We start from the raw sequence: 23010 nt of genomic DNA on the forward strand, positions 1-23010 counted from the left end.
ACGTCACCCCGCTCATTGGCGCAACTGATTCTGCAGGGTGGCGATCTGAAGCCGCAGCTGGTTCGCCCGCTGGTTCCACACCGCTATGTCCTGCTGGAGTTGGGCGACCACCTGCGGGTCGGCCCCGGTGGTCAGCGCCTGGTTCAGCAGTCCGCCGAGATGGGACGCCTCCCCCAGGGCGGCTGTCTGCCCGGCCCTGGCCTGCTGCAACTGCTGGTGGCGTACGTCCTGCCAGGTGCCCTGTCCGCCGTGCGGAGCCGTACCGAACTGCGGTTGCGACCCGGGTGCCTGTCCGTGGCCGAGTGCCTGTCCGTGGCCGGGGAGCGTCGGGGCCGGTGGCAGCGGCTGGACCGGACCGGTGCTCGACGACGCCACCACCGGGGGCACTGACGGCATGGTGTGCGACTGCACGGGTACGAAGGGGGCCGGACCGGCGGGCGACTGGACCTGACGACTCGCCCGGCGGACTCGGTCGGCCTCCCACCGTTGGCAGGCGACATCGGCGTCGTGGAGTTCCCGCTGGGCACGTGCCGCCAGCTGGGGGTTGCCCGTCTCCTGTCCGTAGACGGTCCACGCGGCCCGGGCCTGGTTCAGGTCGGCGACCTCCCGGGGGATCGGGTCCGGCGCGGCCGAGCGCCCGAGGCCGTCGAGATCCGGCCACGGCCCGGTATGACGCCTGGTGAACTCCGTTTGCCTGTCGATCAGCCATTGCGCGACAGGTTCGGCCTGGTCGTTGACCGGCGTCGGCCGGGCGGCCCAGCGGTACCCCTGAGTGTCGTTGAAGGAGATCCGGGCGATGTCCAGAGGCGGCAGCGTGCCGTTTCCCACGGGGAGAAAGTTCGTCTCGGAGGTGATGAACCTGATGGGCCGGTTCAGTTCCTGCGAGTACTGCTCCAGAATCAGCCGGCTTCCCGGATCGAGCGCCCCCGCCGGGGACGGCGGACGTACGCCCCCGGAGGCCATCCGGACGAAGTACTCCCGCGGGGTCATGCCGTGCGCGGTCACCTGCGCGATCGCCGAGGTGAGAGTGTCCCTGGTGGTGCCGTTCACCGCCGGGTCGAAGCGGTTCGCGATGCGCTGGAGCATCTGCTGGACTTCGAAGTTCCGGGGTCCCAGAGCCCGGTTGAGCTCCAGGAGGAGCCCGCCGTCGCGGTGGCCCAGTCCGTCGGGGCGGAACAGCCACCGGTCGCGGAAGTCCCGCAGTTGGGCGAGCAGACGATTCGCCTCCCCCGAGAGGACGAGCCGCTCGGCGTGCTCCCGGTAGTGCCTCGGGTCGAGTCCGGCCGTGAGGGCTCCTTCCTGCCCGCCGCCCGGCACCCTCGCCGAGACGTTGTGACCGAGGTTCCTGGGGGCACCGATCCGGTTGTCGAGGGCGCGTACCTCCTCGGGGAAGGTCCGGGTGAGCCAGTCGTTGACGTACGGATCGACCTTGACTCCACTCTTCGCCGTCTTCTGGCTGGTCTGGGTATCGCTGATACCGAGGAAGCGGGACATCTGCGCGTCGGGCGTCGAGTGGTCCTGCGGCAGTTGCCCGGAACTGTCGAGCTTCCTCTGCAACCGGTCGAGGTCGGTGGGGATCGCGGCGTTCTCGAAGTCGACGGTGAACGCCGGTCCCCGGTTCGGCAGGGTCAGGTTGCCGGCGTGCATCTCGCGCGCGGCCAGGCGCTCCTGGAACAGCTCGCGGATGGCTTCCAGCACCCGGCGTTCGGACGCCAGCAGGGTGACGGACCCGGGCGTTCCGGCCGCCATCCGGCGCAGGAGATCCGTCTGCCGCCGCGCCCATTGCGGCAGTTCGCCCAGGAGCCGCCTGACCGATGCGTCCGTCTCCGCCATCCTCGCGGCGGCCGACTGTCCAAGCCGCCCCAGCGCGTTCCCCGCGTCCCCCTGTGACCTGATGGCGGCGCCGAGTTCCTCGGCCAGCGACTGGATCCGGGACGCGACCTGCCCCGAGTTCGGCATGGTCACCTGGTCGGCCAGGGTCCGCAGCCGTTCGGAGACGGAAGCCCCGCCCGGCTGGGCCAGATTCTTGAGCAGATCGGGGTCCTTGAGCTTGGGCAGGGCCCTGGTGAGGCCGTCCGCCAGATCGGCCAGCCGTGTCCGGGCGACATCGGGCGACAGGGAGCCCTCCGCGAGCCCACGGGCCACGTTCCGCAGCGTGTCGGGAGCTTGACTGGTCCGCAGATTACCGGCGATGTCCCGGAGGTCCGCGATCAGCCGTCTCGCGTTGTCGGTCGGCAGGAGCCGCCCCGCCTGCTCGGGACTCAACGCCCCGACGTCGACCGCCATCCGGTCCAGGACCCTGGTCAGCCGGGCCGTGTCCACCAATCCGCCGGCCATGTCGTCCAGCAGGTCGGCCGCGACGAGACTGTGCTGTCCGACCGGGCTCCGCAGTCCGACGATCTGCCCGAGCCGCTGGTTCAGGTACTGGGCCGCGCTCTCGGCGTTGGCCTGCCAGAGCCGGAAGGACAGGTCGTTCAGGATCTCCGGGGTGCTCCCACTGCTGAAGGCTCCCCGCAGCGACTGGAGCAGCCCCTGGGTCCTGATCGCGACATCGCCGCCGAGGGCGGGCGCCACCACGGGTTCCGTTCCCGTTCGGATCGCGCCGCCCGCACGCGGCGGGGGCGGCGTCGTCCCGAGGAGACCGTCGAGCAGTCCGGAGACCTGGGCGCTGCGAACCCCTTGCAGCACCGGCAGCGGCAGGCTCCGGTCGAGCTCCCAGCCGTAGAACTGGTTGAGCCGTCGGCCCAAAGTGGTGTACTCGGCGCCTCCGTCACCGAACGTCAAGGTCTGCTGGACGTTGTTCCTGGCTTCTCCCCGGGTGTTGCGAGCGCCGCGATAGGCGGGGACGTCGGTCAGGACGGCGACGCCGTCGACGAAGAGATTGGGCTCGGGAACGTAGGGGATCAGCGGGTGCGTGGTGGCCGCGTCCACACGGGCCGCCATGTCCGCCCCGACGCGCCGGATCAGCTCCGGCGTGTAGTTCCCGGCGCCTGCCGGGGCTTCGCCCGCCCCCGGCGCCCGGTAGCCGCCGCCCATCATCAGCGGATAGCCGCCGTTCTCGTCGAGGACCCGCTCGAAGTGCGCGAAGACGTGCTGCCCGCCGGGGACGACATGCGGATAGGCGTCGAAGTCCATGATCGAGACATAGGGGTGGTATCCGCGTTCCATCATCGAGCTGACGGCATACCGCGTCGCCGGACTTTCGAGGGTCTGATTGCGGGCCGTCCCGTAGGGGAACGGCCCCGGCTCAAGGCTTCCGGACCGGAGGGGCGGGGCGGCGGTGGTCGCCACGACGGCCAGCGGATACGGGAAGCGGTCGTTCGAGAGGGCCAGGCGGATCGCCTGGTTCCAGTCGCCGGCCGCGGCATCGGCGCCGTTGACTCCCACGACCACGGCGACCCGGTTCTCGAACGCGGCCCGGTCGAGCCGGTGGGCGATGCCGTCCAGGAAGGCGCCGAACCGGGCGGGATCGCCGAGGTCCGTGGCCCTGGCGATGGCGTTGACGACGAAGGCGGGCTGCCGACGGGGGCCCTGCCCCAGCTCGCGTACGTAGCGGAGGTAATCGTCCCCGGACAGCGACCCGCTTCCGGTGACGGCTCCCATCCCGTGGAACCGTTCGTCGGCCCACGTCGTGCCCGACCCCGGGCGCCCCGGCCAACCCCCGGAGGCGTTCCACTCCCCAGCCCGGTTCCCGTAGACACGGCCGGGCGGTCCGCCGCCCGTCACCCGGGTGACGGACTGATCCAAGGTGGCCCCGGCGGGGCGCTGGGCGTCGATGTCGCGCAGCACCGAGAGCAGATCGTCGGCGGCGTCCGCCGTCCGCCGCTCGCGCCACTCGATGGTGCGCTCCCAGTTCTCCCGGGCCGCGTCGGGCCTGCTGCTGGAGCCCGCCCCGTTCTGCGGCTCGGGCTCGCTACGCGCTCGCTGGAGCGCCGTGAACTCGCTGTCGTACCTGCTCCAGGCACCGACCAGCGCGTCGGTGTCGTGCGGGGAGAGGCCACGCCCGGCCGACGTCTCCGCCGCCGACCGGAGCTGCCCGTGGATATGGGAACTGGTGAAGTCCGGCGTATCGGGCGTCTGAGACGCGGTCGGCACATCTCCGCCGCCGCGAACGGGCGCCTTGCCGGATCCGCCCGCCGTAGCGCCGGGTCCGGAACCCCCGCCGATGGCGGCGGAAGAAGACGGCCCGGCGTTCATGTCCAGCCGCCCGAGGTCGTTGGTGAGGCCGGTGAGACCGAAGGTCGTCTCGCGCCTCAGCAGCGGAGGCGGCGGCACGGGCGGGCCGGGTACGCCCTGCGGGACGGACGGTCCCGCCCCGGGAGGCGGGAGATGCCCGGCGGGGGCCGTACTCGGGCCCGGCGCGGCGTGGTTGATACCAACGGCTCCGTGGTTCGGTACGACTCCGCCCCCGGGCAGATTCCCGGGACCGGGGGCCGCCTGCGCGAGCTGTTGTTGCTGAAGCTGCTGCTGTACGCGCGTGTACTCCTCGTAGCCGCCCTCGAACAGGAGCCTCGCGAGGTCGTCCTCCCCCGGGTTCGACCCTCCCGGCAGCCCCCCGCGTGCCGCGACCGCGCGGGTGTTGAGGGTGCGGATCTCGCCGATGAGCTTGTCGGGGTCCATTCCGGCCTCGCGGAGCCCCTTGCGGGCCTCCGTGACCTGAGTGAGGGCCGCCCGCATCCGGTCCGCCGCCTCCGTCTGGGCGCGGGTGGGGCCGCTGGAGGAGCCGGCGCCCGGGGTGGACGGCGCCGTCTCGCGTACGCCCCGCTGGGCCGCGTTGAGTTCGGCGAGGGCCGTCTCGTACCGCACATAGCGTTCCGTAAGCAAGGCGGCCCGGGCCGGGTCCGGCGTGCCCCCGGTGACGATGTCGTTGACGGTGTGCCGGAGCTGGTTGTGGATCGTGGCGGCGGCATGGCCCTCGATCCGGGTCGGTACGGGCGCGGGCGGGCCGATCAGCCCCTCCGGGACGGTACGGGAAGCGGCCGGGGGCGGTACCGGTGCCGCCCCGTCCCCGGGGGCGCCGGGAACCCGCGCGGACCCGGCGGCCGGGGCGGGCACCGGGGTGGCCGGCTGGAGTACGGGCTGACCCGCCGGGACGGCGGGCGGGGTGGCGGACCGCCCGGACCCCGCCCCCGGGCCGGTGATCAGGTCCAGGGCCAGCCGCGCGTCCGCGCCCGCGGTGGGCACCCCCGCGGTGTCCAGGGCCGTACGGGACGAGACACCGCCGCCGGGTGCGGTGGCGCTCAGCCCCGCCGGTGCGCCGGTCCGCTTGCCGTCGCCGCCGATGAGCGCCAGGGCGAGATCACGGTGGTTCGCGGCCGGGGGCGGCACCGTCTCCCCGGCGCCCCGGGCCACCACGTCGGGGGCCACGGCGGCAGGGGCCGGTACGCCGGTGGGCACGGCCGATACGGCGGTGGTCCGTACGGAAGCGACCACGGTCGCGCGCAGCGGCACGGACTTGGCGTCCACGACCGTCGCGGGGGGTGTCACGGCGGCCGGGGCCACCGGCGGCGGGCCGGTCTGGAGCACCGGCGCCGGGCCCGGCGCGGCGACGGCGCCCGGTACCGCGCCCGGTGTCCCCAGCGGGTTCGGGGTGGCTCCGCGCGAGGTGAAGGCGAGGGATGTGAGGGTTTCGGCGTTCACCGTGACGTCGGTGCTCTCGCCGATGCGGAAGGAGATGCCCTCCGAGTTCACCCCGCGGACCGCGATATCGCCCTGCTGGAGGGCGATCAGTTCGGGGAGTTTGATCTGGGAGAGGTCCTCCGCGTGGGCGACGGCGCCCCGGGCCAGGGCGGTGGATTCCTCCATGGCCCCGACGGTGCCCGTGGCGAAGCCCGTACCCTCCACACCGCGCGCGGCGCCGGGCGTTTCGGTCACCAGGGAGAGCCCGGCCGGATGGCGGGCCCCGTCGATGATGCCGAGGGCGGTGTCGGCGGGCAGCACCAGATTGCTCTCCAGCCTGACCTGCCCCATCGAGGCGTCGAGGCGGGTGAGCGGGTTGAGCGCGGAGTCCCCGGCCACCGATCCCGGCAGCAGCAGCCCGCCGGGGCCCGCGGTCAGTCCACCGGGCGGGTTCAGGGTGACCAGTCCGGAGGTGCCGAGCGGTACGGTGCCGCCCAGTCCGCCCGTCGCGGGCGTGAACCCGCCGGTGAAGCCGGGGGCCGCCGCGCCCGGGCGGGAGAGCAGCAGATCGTCCAGCTTGGCGAAGCCGAGGGTGGTGAAGTCGAGGGACGGGGTCCTGGTGAACGAGAGCTGGAAGAGGTCGGTGTTGAAGGTCCCGAGCGGGGTGCCGGGCGGAACGGCGCCGAAGAGGCCGGTACGGGCCGCGCCGCCGAGGCCCGCGCCACCCGCCCGGCCCGCCTTGTTGATGTACTCCAGGTCGCCCGCCCGCACCATCATCTGCCGGAGCGAGTGCTGGGGGATGCCGAGGACCCGGTCGCCGAAGGCGAGGGCGGCGGCGCCCCGGTAGCCGACGACTCCGATCTCCGCCATGTTGAGCGGGAGGAAGAGCGCGGTGGTGAACCGGCCGAGCCGCTGCATGGTGACCTTGCCGTACGCGGCGAACTTGGCGGAGCCACCGGTGATCTGTCCGGTGATCTTCGTCCAGTCCTTGCCGGGGGCCCGGCCCAGGAACTTGGCCCCGTTCCAGACCACGAAGGGCAGGGCACGGAACCCGGCGCCGGTCTTCATGATCAGCATGATCGGCATCACGACCAGCTTGCTGGTACCGGTGAGCAGGGCGAGCCGTGCCGCGTCGTCGGAGAAGGAACCGGCGCCCGCCTTGATACCTTTCCAGACCGCCTTCAGGGTGCCGCCGATGCCCTTGGTGGAGGGGAAGAGCACCCCGAGGAAGGCGAGGCCCAACTGGAGCCCGCTCGCCTTGCCCTGGCTGTAGTCGACCGCCACCTTGACCAGGTTCGCCACATTCATCGCCCAGGCGACGAGGCCGAGGAGTCCACCGGTGAAGATGGCCAGCACGGAGAAGATGATCGTGAAGATCTCGAAGACTTCCCAGAAGATCTCACAGTCGCTGACGGGCATCTTCATCCGCTGCCCGGCGGTGGTGAGTTCACCGCTCAACCGGGTGACCGCGGCGGCCAGTTCACCCCGGGCGGCCTCGGCCTCCCGGGCGTGGTTCTGGCGCTGGGGGTCGTCCTCGGGCAGCGACTGCGCACCCGTGAGCGCCAGGCCCGTATCGGTCTGCGCCTTCTCCAGGGCATCGGCGTAGCCGCGCAGCGCGCTCTCCGCCATCAGGAACGATTCCTGGACCGAGCCCGCGAACCGGTGCAGATGCTCGTCGACCTTCTCGCGGAGGGCGTCGGCGGTCTTGCCGACGAACCGCTGCCCCTCGCCGGAGGTGTTCTGAAGCTCCTTCAGCCCGCCGTGGACCGTACCGGCCGTCTCGGCGAGCCGCTTCATCGTTTCGGCGATCTGCCGTACGGCGACGGGGTCGCCGGGTGCCGGGTCGGCGGTGAGCCCCAGCGGGCTCCAGTCACCGGGACGGGCTGGCAACTGCGCCTCCCCCTCGAGAATTTCACCGCGCCGCCCGGACGGACGGCGCGCGGTCCTCTAATCCATAGCACTGGAACGCGTTCCATTTCCCCGTGGCAAGACTCACACCCGGCGGAGCGGAGAATTCGGGCTCCGGGAGTGAACCGATCGCGGGGAAAAACGCTCTGCCAGCACGACCGATCACTGCGACCGTGAGGAGCGGACCGTGCCCGACATCGCGATGGACTACACGCTGCTCAATGACGTGGCGATCAAGGCGCGCTCACTCAAGGACCAGGTCAACGAGGCCCGGACCGGGAACCCGGTGACGGCGGAGCAGATCGGTCCCACGGACGCCTACTCCGCCGTCCGCTCCTTCTACTGGACGTGGCACAGCGCGTTCCGCCGTTCCGAGGAGAAACTGGAGAGCCTGGCGAAGCTCTACGAGGGAGTCGCCAAGGGCTGGGCGAAGTGGGACTTCAATCTGGCCGTCGAGGCGAACAAGCAGGCGGCCGCGATCACGGCCGAGCTGTGGGCCGTCGACAAGGCCAGGTACGACCAGTGGCAGAAGCTGGTGGCCGAGGGCAAGGTCGATCCGAACGACCCCGACGCGCCGAAGGACCCGGGCGAGCGCCCGACCACCTTCACCTCGCAGGACGGCAACGGCAACTCCACCACGACGACCTATACCTACGGTCCCGACGGCAAGCCGACGTCGATCACCACCCAGGTCACCAGCGCGTCCGGGCTGACCACCACCGAGACGACGAACTACCGCCCCGACGGCAGCTACGACTCCACGGCCACGGACGCCGCGGGCAATGTCACCGTCTCCGAGGGAAACGTCACGACGACGGAGTCCGGGAACGTCAAGACCACGACGAACGACTTCCGCAGCACGACCACCGACACGGACGGCGAGGAGACGGTCACCACGGGGAAGACCACCTCGAACTACGACTCGTCCACGGGAACGCGCACGTCCAACAGCAGTTACACCACCACCGGCCCCGACGAGAACGGCGATGTGCGGACGGTGAAGGGCACCGTGGACTCGACGGTCGACGCGCGGGGCAACGAGACGACCACGACCACCGAGGTCAAGGAGGACGGGAGCGGTACCCGGACCGTCAAGACCCCGGACGGCAGGACGGAGAAGTGGGTCAGCGACAGCGCCGACGAGAACACCGGCTGGCGGCTCGCGCCCTGACCAGCCCGCTCCCGGCCACCGCCGCCCTCCTTCCGCCACCCGACCCCATCGGCGTTTCCCCCGGTCACCCCGGCCGGGGCGCACCATCCGAACACGACGAGGAGCCCTCGTGCCCGCAGGCAACGTCAATATCAACTACAGCGAGATCATCCGGGTCTCCGCGGTGATGAAGCAGGCCGTCGAGAACATCGTGCCCATGCTGCAGTCCACCAAGACCTCGGTCGAGGGGCTGATGGACAACGGACTCTTCATGCAGCAGAGCAGCCCGGCGATCAAGGCGTCCTACGAGAAGCTGACGGTCTCGCTGACCCAGGCGATGACCGGGATCACCGTCTTCGCCAAGCAGTTCGAGGAGATCAAGACCCAGGTGGAGGCGCTGGACACCGCGGTCGCCAAGAACGTCGGCGGCTCCTGACCCCCTGAGGGCGGAAGGCGGTGCCCCCGGACCGGGATCCCGGTCCGGGGGCACCGCCTTTCGGGTTCGGTTCTTCGGCGTCAGCTCTCCGGGTTCAGTTCGGTCCGGGGCACCAGGACCGACACCAGGGTCCCGGTCACCGGGTCCACGGTGAGGCCGCGCCCCGGGACCGGCCGCGACTTCAGCAGGTCGTACGGCACCCGTACGCCGAGCAGATCGCCTTCGCCGGGGGACTGCGGGGCGAGCAGCATCCCCTTGCGGAGTCTGCGGGCCTGCCCGAGCCAGCCGATTCCGGCGGCCGTCAGGGTCTCCGGAGTGCCCGCGGCGACCAGTCCGATCCCCCGGTCCCGGCCGGTGGCCGCCGTCTCCTGGAGGATCTGGTTGGCGGCCGGGAGCTGGGCGAGGAGATCGGCGTCGTCGACCATCACCACCGCCGGACCGCTGCCCGCGTCCAGCGCGGCCCGCACCTCGTCGTCGAGGGGGTCGGGGTGGTCCAGCACCGTCACCAGGGGGTGCCGGGCCAATGCCCGCAGCGGGGACTCGCGCGGGGTGAGGACGACCATCCTGGTGCCGCTCGCCAGCAGGGAGACGGCGAGCGCGGCCAGGGCGGTCGACCGGCCGGTCCCGGGCGGGCCGCTGATCAGGTAGGACGGCGCGTCGGCGGCGAAGTCGACGCCGAGCGGGGCGAGATCGTCGCCTCCGATGCCCAGCAGGCCCCACAGGGGGCGGCGCCTGGCGTCGTCCAGCCGGTCGTAGGCGTCGGTGAAGGAGATCTCCCGGGGGAGGCTGAGGACCTTGACGGGCCGCCGCGCGTCGGGCACGGCCCGGTCGCGGCGGGCCGCCCGGGCGCCGATCGCCGACAGGGCCTCGGTCTGTTCGCGGCCGCCCGCCGGGTCACCGCCGGAGGGCGCGTCCAGCAGGGCGACCTGGATCTCCGTACCGCTTCCGCCGCGCCAGGCGCGCCCCGGCGGCACGGCGGCGGGGATCTGTTTGGCGGGGATCCCGGCGAGGGTGTATTCGCTGCGGTCGGTCATTCTGAGCAGGACGCGCTCGTCGTTGAGGGAGGCCGCCTTCCCGGCGAGCAGGGCTCGTTCGGAGGTGGCGACGACATGGACGCCGAGCGGGGCGCCCTCGCGGATGAGGGCGGTCAGTTCGTGCACCGGCCGGCCGCCGTCCTGTTCGCCGAGGAGGGCGACGAGCGAGTCCCAGCCGTCGACGAGGACCAGGATGTGCGCGGGGCGCTCCGCGGGCGGGAGCAGGGAGCGCAGCTCCGCCAGGTCGGAGACGCCCCGGGTGGTGAGGAGTTCTTGGCGCCGGGCCGTCTCGGTGATCAGCCGGGTGAGCAGTCGGCCCAGTCGTTCCAGGTCGGTACGGGGTACGACGGCGCCGCAGTGCGGCAGGGCGGTGAGGGCGGTGAGGGCGCCGCCGGCCGCGTCGATCCCGTACAGATGGACGTCGGCGGAGGAGTGGCGGCGGGCCAGGGCTCCGGCGATGGTCCGCAGTACCTGGGAGCGCCCGGAACGCGGTGTGCCGAGGACGTAGAGGTGTCCGAAGGTGTCGAGGTCCAGTTCCAGGGGCTCCTGGCGCTGACCGCCGGGGAGGTCGGCGAGCGCCCAGGGCACCGCGGCGAGCAGGCCGTCCGGCCGGTCGGGCCGTTCGGGCAGGTCGTCCAGGGTGAGCCGGTCGGGCAGCGGGGGCAGCCAGGGGCTGGGGGTGCGCTCGATGCCGAGGGTGTCGGCGGCCTCGCACAAGGCGTCCACGAGGGCGGTGAGGTCGGTGGGCGCGTGCGGGTCGTCGAGCAGGTCGGCGTCGTCGTCGGCCGTGTGGCCGGGCCCTGGTTCGGGGGCGGCGCGGCCGAGCCGGGACCAGCCGATGTCGGCCGTCCAGATCTCGGCGGCGCCGGTCTCGCGCGCTTCGGGTTCCCCGGACGCCGGTCCGTCCCCGGGGCGGAGCGTGCCCGCGTAGGCGGTCTGGAAGGGGAGGACGGAGCGGTGTCCGATCCGGGCCAGCGCCCGGCCCGGGGTGTCGGCGGAGATGGTGACGGCGTCGTTGGTCTCCAGGACGTCCTGGCTGTCGCCGGCGTCGGTGACCCGCAGCGCGATCCGCAGATTGGTGTTGGCGCGGATGTCGGCGGTGACGACTCCGGCGGGGCGCTGGGTGGCGAGGACGAGATGGATACCGAGTGAGCGTCCCCGCTGGGCGATGGAGACCAGTCCGGGGATGAACTGCTCCACGTCGCGGGCGAGGGTGGCGAACTCGTCGATGATCAGCAGCAGTCGGGGCAGCGGTGCGAGTGCCGGGTCACGGCGGCGCATGGCCCGGTATTCCGCGTGGTCCTTGGCCGAGACGGCGGCCAGCATGTGCTCGCGGCGGGTGAGTTCGGCGCCGAGTGAGGTCAGGGCGCGTTCCACGAGGTGGCTGTCGAGGTCGGTGACCATGCCGAGGGTGTGGGGCAGCCGGACGCAGTCCTTGAAGGCGCTGCCGCCCTTGTAGTCGACCAGGACGAAGGTCATCTCGTCGGGGCGGTTGGCCGCGGCGAGGGACGCCACCATGGCCTGGAGGAGTTCCGACTTGCCCGCTCCCGTCGTGCCCGCGACGAGTGCGTGCGGACCGTCCTTGACCAGGTCGAAGGTGACGGGTCCGGAGTAGCCGGCGCCCAGCCGGATGCCGGTGGAGGCGGGGCGCTGTTCCCAGCGCCGTACCAGATCGGCTCCGGTGGGGGGTTCGAGGCCGAGCAGTTGGAGCAGGCCCACGCTCGGGGGCAGTCCGTCGGAGCCGTCGGGGGTGACGTCGCGGACCGGCGCGAGGGCGCGGGCGATCCGTTCGCACCACGCGGTGTCGACCAGGTCGGGCCGGGCGGTGGTGACATCAGCCTTCCCGGTGCGGCGCAGGGTGAGTTCCCGGGCGCCCACGGAGCAGACGGTGACGCACTCCTCGGGCAGCATCCGTTCCTCGCGGTCCACACAGATCAGGAAGACCCGGACGGCGGGCCCCTCCTTGAGGACCTGGATCATTCCGGGCGCGTCGCGCAGGCGCCGGGCGCCGTCGAGGACGACGAGGATGTCGGGTTCGCTGAGCAGGGCGCCGCTCATGGCGGAGCCCCGGGCGCGGATCCTGGACCGGACGGTGGAGACGAGTTCGGTGACCCGGTTGGCGACGGTCTCGGGGTCGTTGCCGACGGTGACGGCGGGCCCGCCGGAGGTGGGTGCGCTCGCGCCTCCCTTGCCGGGCCGGGCGTGGGGCAGCCAGCGGACCCATTCCCAGCCGGGGGCGCCCGCGGCGTCGGTGAGGACGGTGATCCGGACGTCGCGCGGGGAGTGCAGGATCGCGGTCTGCGCGACGGTCCAGCGCGCCAGGGCGGCGGCCGCGTCGTGTTCCCCGGTGATGCCGAGCACGCCGTCTGCGGTCAGGTCGACGGCCATCGGCGCGTCGGGGATGTCCCAGTTGACGGAGCGGTGGTTCTCCTCGCGGGCGGAGTCGTCGATGGTGAGCAGGGACGGCTGCCGTACGGTGCCGACCCGCAGATGGAGATGGTCGGGATGGCTCCGCTGGCGCTCCCAGAGCCGGGACCCGGGGCCGACGGCCCAGAGTCCGGCGGTGGCGGGGTCCGGTCCCGCCTCGCCGCGCAGGAGACGTTCGTGGTGCACCTTGGCCCGGACGTCCTCTTCGAGGGATTCGCGCCGGGCCCGGTATCCGGCGGCGCCTTCGACATAGTCGAGCCAGCCGCTGCGTTTGGTGTTCAGATGCCCGGCGAGGGCCAGGATCGGGCTGAAGAGGGCGAAGATCAGGAAGAAGTACGACTTCAGGAAGAACACCATGCAGATGCCGAGCACCAGGGGCGCCAGGATCATCAGCATCGGCATCGGCCGGTGCTTGGGCGGAACGGGCGGAGCGGGCAGGGCGAAGCGCTCGGGCAGCAGCGGCGGAATGATCCTGGGCGGCCGGTTGAAGTCGAGATGGGCGCCGTCGGCGGAGGCGGCGACGGCGGCGTCGGCCTCGACGGGTTCCGCGATCCGCAGCAGGAACTCACCGAGGACCAGTTCCCCTCCGGCCGGCCAGGGGGCCCAGCCGGGCGGGAGGGGGTCGGCGGTGTCGGCCCCGGGGTCGGGCAGCGGTCCCGGCGGTTCGGGCGGCAGGGGTACGGCGTCGGCGCGGGGCCGGTCCGGTGGGGCCTCGGGCAGGGAGAGCGTCGCGTGTTCCGTGCCGGCTCCGGTGTGGAGGAGCACGGAACCGTCGGGGCATACGGTGATCCGCACCCCGGACGGGGGGACGTCGCGCCCTTCGAGGAGGACGGAGCTGCCGGGCAGCGGGCCGATGCCGTGGGTGCCCGGTGCCAGGCGCCAGGCGCGGCCCGCGCCGCGTCCGCCGACGAGCCGGAGTTCGATGTGCGGGGCCCTCGGGAGCCGTTCGCCGTCCGGGGTGCGGGACGGCGGCGGCAACTCGCCGCGCTCCGCGCCGTAGTCGGCGGGTTCGGCCGTGGCCGGGGCACCGAGCCCCAGCCGGACGCCGTCACGGATGCCGGTGGCGGAGAGCGGCAGATCCGGGTCGAGCGGCCGGGTTCCGAGATGGAGGGCCGGAGCGTTCCCGGGGTCGTCCGTACCGGCGATTCCGGCGGCCAGGGCGGCGACTTCGGTGGTACCGGGGGCGTCCAGCAGAATCTCGCGGTCCCGCTCGGGATGTCCCGAGCGGGGGTCATGGAGGCTGACGAAGAGTCTCACGGCTGTTCGGGTGTCCGTTCCGACGGGGTACGGGAGGCGGAGGCGGCGGATACGCCGGGGCGCCGGGGCCGGGTGGCGCTTCCCGGGGGCTCTACGGGTTCTGCCGGTGGTTCGGCCGGGTACGGGGTGGGCGGCCGGGGTCGCGTCGGCCGGTCGGGCGGCGCGGTCGGCCCGGTACCGGGCTCGGCGAAGTCGTCGGCGTGGGCCGGGGTACGGAACACGTCCGGGGCGACCGGCGGGGCCGAGGGCGCCGGGGCCTCGGGCGCGGCCGACCCGGCCCGCGGTACGGGAACACCGGGCACGGTCGGCTCAACCGGCGGTACGGGGGTGGCGGGCACGGTCGGCTCAACCGGCGGTACGGGGGTGGCGGGCGCGGCGGACGTGCCCGGTCGCGGCCTCGTACGGGCCGGGGCCACGGGACCCGCGGCCGGGCCGGGACCGACCCCGTCACCGTCGCCGTCGTCGCCGCCCCCGGACTCCTCTGCGACGGGGGCCGGTTCGGGGCGGATGTCCCACCAGCCGGTGCCCCGGCGGCGGTATCGCTTGACCCCGGCCGCCACCGCCCGGCCGAGGGCGGCCGACTCCGTGTCGACACCGAGGCCGGGGCCGATGATCCTGCCGCCGGGCTCGGTGTGCAGACTCCAGCAGGCTCCGGGGAACCGGCCTCCGACGAGGGCACGGGTCCGGCCCTCCGCGCACAGGGCGGCGAGCCGTTCCCGCTGGCGTCCGGCCGGGGCCCAGCAGACCAGGACCGGTGGTGGCGTCGCGGCCCCGGCCTCCCCGGAGGGCCCGGCATTCTCCAACTCGTCGAGGACCGTGTCGAGGTCGCGGCCGGGCCAGCGGGGATGGACCCCCCGGACGATCTCGACCCGGGGTCCCCTGGCCGCCAGGTCGAGCTGGGCGGCCAGGGCCTGGACGACGGCACGGACCATCCGGGTGTCGCCCTCCAGGCTGATCACCGGCGGGCCGTCGGCCCAGTCGGCGATCACGGTCGCCCCGGAGAGTCGGTCGGAACCGAGGACCAGCGGGAGAGTCGGGTCGTACGGCACGGCGGCGGGGATCTCGGACGCGGTCACCGTACGGGTACGGGGCCCGGGACTCCGCGACTCCTCGTGCCACGGCAGCCGGGCGGGCCGCGGGTCGCGTCCGGCGATCACGGCCGTGTACTCCGCCCGGTCGGCGGAGACCAGCACCACCGGTACCGAACACCCCTCACCCGCCGCCTCCCGCGCGCCGTCGACGACCCGGTCGACCCGGGCGGGTACGGCGGGATCGGCGAGGAAGGAGGTCAGGGTGCGGATCCGGCGGCGGTGCGCGGACCGGGCGCGGAACGGCTCGGTGAAGGCCCGGCGGGTCATCCGGGTCTCCCAGGCGAGACGCCGGCAGGCGGGCCGGAAGCCCCCCTGGCGGCGGATGGCCCGGATCAGCAGCCAGATCAGCGCCACCAGGGCGATGGTCAGGCCCGCGAGGACGAACGAGGACCGCTGGTCGGGCAGGGGCAGCGCGACGACGGTCGCTCCGGCGGCGGTCACGGAGTTCATCCGCGGCTCCGGGCCGCGCGGGCGATCCCGCCGGGGGGATCGGAATAGCCGGACGGGTGGGTGGGGACGGACACGGCGACCTCGGTGAGCGGCGGACGGGAACAGGAAGGGGAGAGCGCCGGGCATTCCGGGTGCGGATCGTCCGCGGCACATGGCCTCGGCCGTACGGCCCGGTGATGGCGACGCCGTTGGCGTAGAGCGGAAATTCCGTCTTCCGGTTGCCTGTTCGTCCGTCGTTCGTACTGATCGGCGGTACGGGCCGGGGCCGGCCCCGGCCCGTACCGCCACCGCCCGGGACTCAGTCGTCCCGCTCGGAACCCGACTGGCCGCGGGACTTGGCGATCCGGCGCAGCCGGTGGTGCCGCCCCGGGCCGGACTCGGAGATCGCCTCGCCGACCATCGCCCGTACCGCGTCCCGTACGCCGTGCAGCGCGTGGCCGCGCGCGGGTCCGGCCCCGGGGTCGGCGCGGAGTTCCTTCAGCAGCGCCCAGCACAGCAGCAGCATGACGACGACGAACGGCAGCGCCACCAGGATGGTCGCCGTCTGGAGGGATTCCAGTCCGCCCGCCACCAGCAGGACCGCCGCCACCGCCGCCATCAGTACGCCCCAGACGACGACCAGCCAGGTCCGGGGATGCAGGGCGCCCCGGCTGGTCAGGGATCCCATCACCAGGGACGCGGAGTCGGCGCTGGTGATGAAGTACGTCATCACCATCAGCATCGCCAGCCAGGAGGTGAGCGTTCCCAGGGGCAGCGCGTCGAGCATCGCGAACAGGGACGCCTCCTCGCCCTCCTTCAGCGCGGCCGCCATGTCGACCCGGCCGGTGGCGTCCAGCCGGATGCCGGTACCGCCCATCACACAGAACCAGACGACGGTGGCCCCGCTCGGCACGAGCAGTACCCCGATCAGGAACTCGCGGATGGTACGGCCCCGGGAGATCCGGGCGATGAACGTGCCCACGAAGGGCGCCCAGGACAGCCACCACGCCCAGTAGAAGATGGTCCAGGAGCCCAGCCACGCGCTGTCCGTGAAGGCACCGGTCCGGGTCGCCATGGTGACCAGGTCGCTGAGGTAGCCGCCGACGCTCGCCGGGATCGCGTCCAGGATGTAGACGGTCGGCCCGAGCACGAACACGAAGAGCGTCAGACCGGCCGCGAACACGATGTTCGAGGTGCTCAGCCACTTCACGCCCTTGTGGAGTCCCGTGAAGGCGGAGATGACGAAGGCCGCGGACAGGCAGACGACGATGAGCATCCGGGTGGTCGTCGAGTCGTCGACGCCCGCCGTGAGTTCGAGCCCCTTCGCGACCTGGAGGGTGCCCACTCCCAGGCTGGTGGCGGTCCCGAACACGGTCGCGAAGACCGCCAGCAGGTCGATCAGCCGACCGGTCCGGCCGTTCGCCCTGTCTTCCCCGATCAGGGGTACGAACACGGAGCTGAGCCGGTTGCCGCGGCCCTTGCGGAAGACCGCGTAGGCGAGTGCGAGGCCGGCGATGCCGTAAATGGCCCAGGGAGTGAGGGTCCAGTGGAAGAAGGAGTACGCCAGACCGGTTCCCGCCGCCGCGCCGGTACGGGGCTCCACTCCGCTGTCCGGGGGCGGTGACAGATAGTGCGCGAGGGGTTCGCCGACCCCGTAGAACATCAGCCCGATGCCCATACCGGCACTGAACATCATGGCGATCCAGGCGAGGTTGGTGAACTCCGGCTCGCTGTCGTCCCGGCCGAGCTTGACCCGGCCGAAGCGGGAGAAGGCGAGCAGGACGCAGAGGACGAGGAAGGCGTCCGCCGCGATCACGAAGAGCCAGGCGAAGTTCTCCAGCACCCAGTCCAGGGCGGAACCCGACGCGCGGTCGAAGGAGTCCTTGCCGATGGCCGCCCACGCGACGACGGCGAGGACGACCACGACGCCGACTCCCACGACCACGAAGTCGGGTGAGGGGTCCTGCCCGGCGGGGTCGCCGGATACCTCCGGTCCCTCGGGTGACCCTGGCTCTTCGATCGATTCAGTACTCATCGAGGTCACTATGGTGAGGTTCGGGGTTGATATGGGTGTGGCACGCCGGTCGCCTGCGTTTGTGAGCCTTCCCACCCTTTCGCCCGTCCGGCAACGGGCCCGGAGCACCTCCCGGGGTCAGCGGCCCACGGTGGCGGCCCGCCTGCGTCGGAGGTAGTAGGAGACCGTGACGACGGCCAGCAGCGGGCCCCAGAGGAGCAGCGGGACATAGGTGGCGGTCATGATCCAGTACTTGTCGCCGTCGGGGGCGGCCGGTGCGCCCATGTTGTCGGGGGCGTTCCAGCTGAAGGCCCCCTGGACGGTGATGAGGGTGACGGCGAGCGCGCCGAGCGACGCGGGGATCACCGCCATCGCCGTGGGGATCCGGCGTCCGCCGAGCAGGGGCACCCAGTGCGGCACCACCTCGCCCCAGGGCCGGACGAGGCCCAGCGCCAGCAGACCGAGCAGTTCCGCGAAGACGCTCAGGGCGATCAGATAGAACGAGGTGGCTCCCGGGAACTCCGAGGGGTGCAGCGCGCCCTCGCCGAAGCCCGAGTCCCAGCCGAGGGCGATGGCGATCCGCCAGAGCCCCGAGGGCAGTACCGTCAGCGCCGCCGCGGCAGCGACCGCCCGCATCGCGCGGCCCGCCGGGGGAACGACGCCCGCCGAGGGGACGGTCCGGCGGCCGGTCGGCGCGGCGGCGAGGGCCGGGGCTGCGGGGGCGGGGATCTCGCGGGTCCGGGTCGCGGTCATGGCGTAACTCCTGCTCGGAGGGGGTGTCTTGGTGGTGCCCCCAGCCTCGTCCGGCGCGCCCGGCCGGACCATCCGCCGATCGGGAGAGACCTCCGTACGAGATCCGGCTCCGACAGGCGCGGCCTCGGCCGATCGGCGGAGGGACCGGGCGCCCGGCGGGGCGGCGGAAGCCGGTCGGACCGGCCCGGCCCCTCGGCCCCCGCCGCCCCTACGGCACCCCGCCCCCGGGGGCCGCCGGACTACTCGGGGTTGGTGACGCGCGCCATCACCACCCCGGCCAGAATGAGCCCGAGGGCGACCGTACGCCCCACCGTCAGCGGGTCCTTGTGCACGATCACGCCCAGGGCGATCGCGCCGAGCGCGCCGATCCCGGTGAAGACCGCGTACGCCGTGCCCACCGGCAGCGTCTGCATCGAGCGGGAGAGCAGATAGACCGCGACGGCCATCAGCGTCAGGCAGAGCAGGGTCGGCAGCGGCCGGGTGAAGTTCTGGGTGGGCTTGATCGTCTGGGCCCAGACGATCTCGACCAGCCCGGCCAGCCCGAGCAGCAGCCAGGCCACCTCAGTACTCCCCGCCCAGCCGGCGGGCGGTGCTCAGCGCCGCCGCGTACGACTCCTCGTGCCGCTCGCGCAGATGGGCGAGCCCGGGGTCGATCCGCGAGTTGACCAGTTCGGCGTTGACGAAGACGGTGTCCTCGACGGCGAAGTGCCCGGCGAAGAAGTCCCGCAGATAGCGCTCCTGGTAGTCGAACCGCTCCTTGGGCGCGCCGGGCGAGTAGGCGCCGCCGCGCGCGGTGGCGACCACGAACCGCGCCTTCAGCGACATCCGGGGGAAGGTCACCTGGTCGAGCCACGCCTTGAGCTGCGCGGGGATCGAGTAGTTGTACATCGGTGTGGCGATCAGCACCACATCGGCGGCGGCCAGTTCGGTCAGCAGCGGTTCGACGATCCCCCAGGCCCGTCTCTGTGCGGGCGTACGGGCGGCCGACGGCAGATCGACGATCCGGGTGACGCCGTCCTCCGAGCCCTCCAGTACATGATCGCAGAGCTGGGTCCACGCCTCGTCGATGAACGGCACCGGGTCGGCGGCGAGATCGCGGTGGACGTAGGCGGCGGCGGGATGCGCCTCCCGCCAGGCGGCGGCGAAGGCGTCGCCCACCTCCCGGCTCACGGAACGGCGGCGGGCGCTGGCGTCGATATGGAGCAGTGCGGGCACGGTGATCCCCCTGTCGAAACGGACGGGTCGAGGACCCGAGAGAATGAAACGGCACGTGCCGTGCCGTTCGGGGAGATGATCGCGCCGCCCCGGCTCTTCTGTCAACGGCACGTGTCGTGCCGTTAGCATGGCCGGATGTCACCCAGTGATCCCTCCCGCGGCAGGCCGGACCGGACCGCGACGGTCCTCGAAACCACCTTGGAACTCGCCAAGGAGGAGGGTTACGCCAAGCTCAGCATCGAACGCATCGCCGCCCGCGCGGGGGTGGGCAAGCACACCATCTACCGCCGCTGGCCCTCGAAGGGCGCGGTCTTCCTGGACGCGCTGCTGTCGGCGCTCCGGACCGATCTGAGCTACCCCGACACCGGCGACATCGTCGCCGATCTGCGGACCCAGATGTCCGCGGCCCGTACGCTCCTCGGCCCCGACGCCTACGGCCCGCTGTACGCCGCCCTGGTCGGCGAGGCGCAGCACGACCCGGCGATCGCCACCGCCCTGTACGAACGCTGGCTCCAGCCCCTGACCAAGGGCACCCAGAACCGGCTCCGCGAGGCGCAGGAGCAGGGACAGCTCTCCCCCGACGCCGATCTGGACGTCGTGGTCGCCGTGCTCTACGGCCCGTTGTACTACCGGTTCCTGCTGGTACCCGGCTCCTACGACGACCGGTTCGTGGACGGCGTCCTGGAGGCGGTCTTCACGGGCCTGCGCCCGGCCCCCGAACCGACCACCGGGAAAGGGAATTCATCTTCCACTTGAATCTTCGATAGAGCATCGGCCGCGGAATGCGCAAAACCTTCCGGCGCGCGCCGCCCGTGAGGTTCTTCACCGGGTCCGCCGATTGATCAGATCTTGAATTACGGGATAACTTCCCCGTGGCGCCGCCCGATCGGTACAGCGGCCCCGGAATTGCCTTCGAGACTTCCGGTCGGGGCCGAAATCAAAGGGACTCCGCGCACGGTCCGATCCGGCCGCAGGAGAACCGAGGTGCCGGTTCGCCCTCCCCCGAGGGCGCTTCTCCCCGCCCGATGTGGAAGGTGATTCCGTGGCTCCGCAACGCCAAACCGTCGTACGCAATCTCTGGGCCTCGCCCGCGATGTTCGTCTACGCGGCCGGAATCGTCTTCATCCTGGACCGCGAGCGGGACCACGGGCGGCTCGGCTGGGGTCTCTACCTGGCCGGCTGGCTGCCGCCGCTGATCGCGCTCGTCTGGTGCGCGGCCCGTCAGGAGAATCCCGGTATCGGCGGACTCTTCGCCCTGACCGTCTTACTCTCCTTCGGTCTGCTGTTCTGGCTGAATAATGGCTGACGCGATTCACGCCGAAGGACTGACCTGGAAACCCCGGGGCAAGACGATTGTGGACGATGTCCGGATGACCGTGCCCGCCGGAGCGGTGACCGGATTCCTCGGGGCCAATGGCGCCGGAAAGACGACGACCCTGCGGCTGATGCTGGGGCTGATCTCCGGGGGCGGCCGGACGACCTATTTCGGGCAGCCGCTGGAGCACTGGCGGGATCCGGCCCGCGTCGTCGGTGCCGTCATGGGCGGGGTCGCCGGACATCCCCGGCATTCGCTCGCCGCGCATCTGCGGATGGTCGCCGCGGGCGCCGGGCCGCCGGGTGACCGAGGTCCTGGAGTCGGTCGGACTGGCCGATACCGCGGCCACGGCACTCGACGACCTCTCCCTCGGGATGGCGCAGCGCGCCGGGATCGCCCAGGCCCTGCTCGGCGATCCGCCGGTACTGATCCTGGACGAGCCCGCCAACGGGCTCGATCCGCATTCGATCCGCTGGCTGCGCGACACGGTCCGGCGGCTGGCGGCCGAGGGGAAGGCGGTCCTGGTCTCCAGCCATCTCCTGGCCGAGATGCAGCACATGGCGGACCATGTGGTCGTGCTGGGCCGTGTCTTCAGAATGGCGCCGTCCGCCCGTAGGGCGGGGCCCGCGGCGTCCGGTGCGTGCAGTCGCAAGGCGGAGGGTTTCCCTCGTACTGGACGTACTTGGGAAATCCCGACAACGCGGCGAATGCGCGTGCCGGGCGTCGCGGGCCAGGCGCAATTTTGACGACACGGCCCAGCCGGGGGCGGGTGGTGGCCAGGACCTCGGTGGAGGATCTGGCCCGGTTCGGCGGTGAGATCGTCTTCCAGAGCCCGCGGGCGGCCGAGCTGGCGGAGCCCGTACGGCGGCTCGACGGCACGTTCACGCCCGGTACGGACGGGCGGGTCCGGATCCGGGGCGTCTCCCGCTTCCTGGTCGGCGATCTGGCGGCCGACCGGGGTATCCCCGTCCACTGGCTCGACGAACGGCCGCCGTCCCTGGAGGACTTCTATCTGTCGGTGGCCGAGGAGGAGTTCCCGATCCCATGAACGCCGTCGCTTTCGGCCCGGCCGCCGGTACGCCGGTCTCCCGGGCCACCGCGTTGCGCCGGGCGGTCCGCTACCACTGGTGCCATCTGGCCGCCCTGCGCTCCACCTGGATCCTGCTGGGTGTCGTCGCCGCCTTCGGCCTGCTGGCGGGCGCGGGCACGCCCCTGGAAGTCGGGGACGGCGAGGCGCCGGACGTCTGGGCGGTGGTGACGGGTATTCAGCTGGACGCGGTAGCCCTCCAGCTCCCGCTATCCGCGCTGCTTCTGCTGCCGCTGGCGACGGGCCCGGTGGCGACCGAGTTCGGCCGCGGCGCGGCCAGGACGACCTGGCTGACCCTGGCCGACCGGCGCACCGCCTATCAGGCGAAACTCCTGCTGGGCGCGGCGATCGGGGCCGTCACCGCACTCGGCGGCGCGCTGCTGACCGGGCTGACCGGCATGGTCGCTCTGGCCGTCGGCGGGTACGGCCAGCCCGACTGGGGCCGGGTCGTTCCGGGCGTCCTCGGCTACGTCCTCTTCATGGCCTGCTGGCCGGTGATCGCCACGGCCACCGCCGTTCTGGTCCGCAACCGGGTGGCGACGGCGCTGCTGCTGGTGCTCTGGCCGCTGATCGGCGAACGGCTCGCGGGGCTGCTGCTCCGGCTGGTCCCCGGCCTGGGCGGCGCCACCGACTGGCTCCCCTTCGCGGCGGGCCGGGCCGCCCTGGCGGCGGGCTCGCATCACCAGTCCGAGGACGGCCGGGCCATGACCGACGCCCTGGTCGGCAGCGACCTCTCCCCCGCCGCGGGGGCCGCCGTCCTCCTCGCCTTCACCGCCGTGACGGCGTATGCGGGTCTGCGGGCGTATCGGGCGCGTGACGGCGGCTGATCTCCCGCCCGCGCCCCACGGGGTGACGTGGTGTCAGTCCCGGGGGCGGACGGCCCGGAGCGGCCTGAGGGGTTCTCCGCCGGGGGCGGGCGCGGCACCGAGTACGCCCCGGGCCCGGAGGTCGTCGAGCGGGATCTCGGGCCGGTAGAACGGCCCTTCGTCGGATTCCGGGGCCTCGGCGGGGGCGGGCGGCCGCCCGGGGCCGGGCTCCCGGTCCCGGCCCGGGCCCTCCTGGTGCTGTCGCGGTACGGGTCCGGAGCCGAGGGTCCTGCGACGGATCGTCATGGCAGTGGATCGTACGGGCATCCGCCCCCGACGCACGACGGCCGCGGCGCGGATCTCCGGCGTACGGTCGCGTCCGCTCCCCCGCGCCGCCCGCCCGGCCGGTGGGGGAACCCTGTCGGGCCCGGCCGCGTCCCACCGGCGGGCCGGATCGCCGTACCGACAT

At 72.6% G+C, this 23010-nt stretch carries 15 protein-coding genes and 1 pseudogene; 8 read left to right on the forward strand and 8 right to left on the reverse strand.

What is annotated here, in order from left to right:
• Nucleotides 1–12: 12 nt before the first annotated feature.
• Nucleotides 13–7509, reverse strand: a complete 7497-nt coding sequence (locus AB0G74_RS05540) for a putative T7SS-secreted protein (protein WP_361141022.1) — start codon at nucleotides 7507–7509, stop codon at nucleotides 13–15.
• Nucleotides 7510–7714: 205 nt separating this feature from the next.
• Here AB0G74_RS05540 and AB0G74_RS05545 point away from each other — a divergent pair, with 205 nt between their 5' ends.
• Nucleotides 7715–8698, forward strand: coding sequence for a hypothetical protein (locus tag AB0G74_RS05545; protein WP_361141023.1), 984 nt, complete (start codon nucleotides 7715–7717; stop codon nucleotides 8696–8698).
• Nucleotides 8699–8807: 109 nt separating this feature from the next.
• A complete protein-coding gene (locus tag AB0G74_RS05550; RefSeq protein WP_361141025.1) occupies nucleotides 8808–9113 on the forward strand; it encodes a hypothetical protein in 306 nt (101 codons plus the stop codon).
• A gap of 80 nt (nucleotides 9114–9193) precedes the next feature.
• On the opposite strand, the gene AB0G74_RS05555 is transcribed toward AB0G74_RS05550, so the two are convergent.
• The 6 genes from AB0G74_RS05555 to AB0G74_RS05580 form a co-directional block, all read right to left on the reverse strand.
• Entirely contained in the window at nucleotides 9194–13831 is a 4638-nt protein-coding gene (locus AB0G74_RS05555) for an FtsK/SpoIIIE domain-containing protein (protein ID WP_361141027.1), read from the reverse strand.
• On the reverse strand, nucleotides 13828–15372 hold the full coding sequence (locus AB0G74_RS05560; protein WP_361141029.1) for a hypothetical protein: 1545 nt from the start codon (nucleotides 15370–15372) through the stop codon (nucleotides 13828–13830). Before AB0G74_RS05560 ends, AB0G74_RS05555 begins: the two co-directional genes overlap by 4 nt.
• A 298-nt stretch (nucleotides 15373–15670) precedes the next feature.
• The gene (locus AB0G74_RS05565; protein WP_361141031.1) at nucleotides 15671–17386 is read right to left on the reverse strand and encodes a BCCT family transporter; all 1716 of its coding nucleotides are present in this window, start codon (nucleotides 17384–17386) and stop codon (nucleotides 15671–15673) included.
• Nucleotides 17387–17503: 117 nt separating this feature from the next.
• Nucleotides 17504–18118 (reverse strand): hypothetical protein, encoded by a 615-nt coding sequence (locus AB0G74_RS05570; RefSeq protein ID WP_361141033.1) that lies wholly within the window; start codon nucleotides 18116–18118, stop codon nucleotides 17504–17506.
• Nucleotides 18119–18357: 239 nt separating this feature from the next.
• Entirely contained in the window at nucleotides 18358–18678 is a 321-nt protein-coding gene (locus tag AB0G74_RS05575) for an SMR family transporter (RefSeq protein ID WP_361141035.1), read from the reverse strand.
• A gap of 1 nt (nucleotide 18679) precedes the next feature.
• Nucleotides 18680–19333, reverse strand: coding sequence for an NAD(P)H-dependent oxidoreductase (locus AB0G74_RS05580; RefSeq protein WP_361141037.1), 654 nt, complete (start codon nucleotides 19331–19333; stop codon nucleotides 18680–18682).
• A 135-nt stretch (nucleotides 19334–19468) separates the two neighbouring features.
• Between AB0G74_RS05580 and AB0G74_RS05585 the strand changes: the two genes are divergently transcribed.
• From AB0G74_RS05585 to AB0G74_RS05610, 6 genes and pseudogenes are all read left to right on the forward strand, one after another.
• Nucleotides 19469–20089 (forward strand): TetR/AcrR family transcriptional regulator, encoded by a 621-nt coding sequence (locus tag AB0G74_RS05585; protein ID WP_361141039.1) that lies wholly within the window; start codon nucleotides 19469–19471, stop codon nucleotides 20087–20089.
• A gap of 286 nt (nucleotides 20090–20375) precedes the next feature.
• Nucleotides 20376–20639: a hypothetical protein gene (locus AB0G74_RS05590; RefSeq protein WP_361141041.1), complete on the forward strand. Its 264-nt coding sequence runs from the start codon at nucleotides 20376–20378 to the stop codon at nucleotides 20637–20639.
• A pseudogene (locus tag AB0G74_RS05595) lies at nucleotides 20632–20862 on the forward strand (ATP-binding cassette domain-containing protein); the annotation flags it as partial. The gene AB0G74_RS05590 and the pseudogene AB0G74_RS05595, both read left to right, overlap by 8 nt.
• An 88-nt stretch (nucleotides 20863–20950) precedes the next feature.
• Nucleotides 20951–21394, forward strand: coding sequence for an ATP-binding cassette domain-containing protein (locus AB0G74_RS05600; protein WP_361141043.1), 444 nt, complete (start codon nucleotides 20951–20953; stop codon nucleotides 21392–21394).
• On the forward strand, nucleotides 21391–21696 hold the full coding sequence (locus AB0G74_RS05605) for a hypothetical protein (RefSeq protein ID WP_361141045.1): 306 nt from the start codon (nucleotides 21391–21393) through the stop codon (nucleotides 21694–21696). Before AB0G74_RS05600 ends, AB0G74_RS05605 begins: the two co-directional genes overlap by 4 nt.
• Nucleotides 21693–22562, forward strand: a complete 870-nt coding sequence (locus AB0G74_RS05610) for a hypothetical protein (RefSeq protein WP_361141046.1) — start codon at nucleotides 21693–21695, stop codon at nucleotides 22560–22562. Before AB0G74_RS05605 ends, AB0G74_RS05610 begins: the two co-directional genes overlap by 4 nt.
• A gap of 33 nt (nucleotides 22563–22595) precedes the next feature.
• On the opposite strand, the gene AB0G74_RS05615 is transcribed toward AB0G74_RS05610, so the two are convergent.
• Nucleotides 22596–22847 carry a hypothetical protein gene (locus AB0G74_RS05615; protein WP_361141048.1) on the reverse strand — a complete coding sequence of 84 codons (252 nt, stop codon included), beginning with the start codon at nucleotides 22845–22847 and terminating at the stop codon, nucleotides 22596–22598.
• Between the last annotated feature and the right edge of the window lie 163 nt (nucleotides 22848–23010).

Source organism: Streptomyces sp. NPDC020875, assembly GCF_040641415.1.
Classification (GTDB): Bacteria; Actinomycetota; Actinomycetes; order Streptomycetales; family Streptomycetaceae; genus Streptomyces.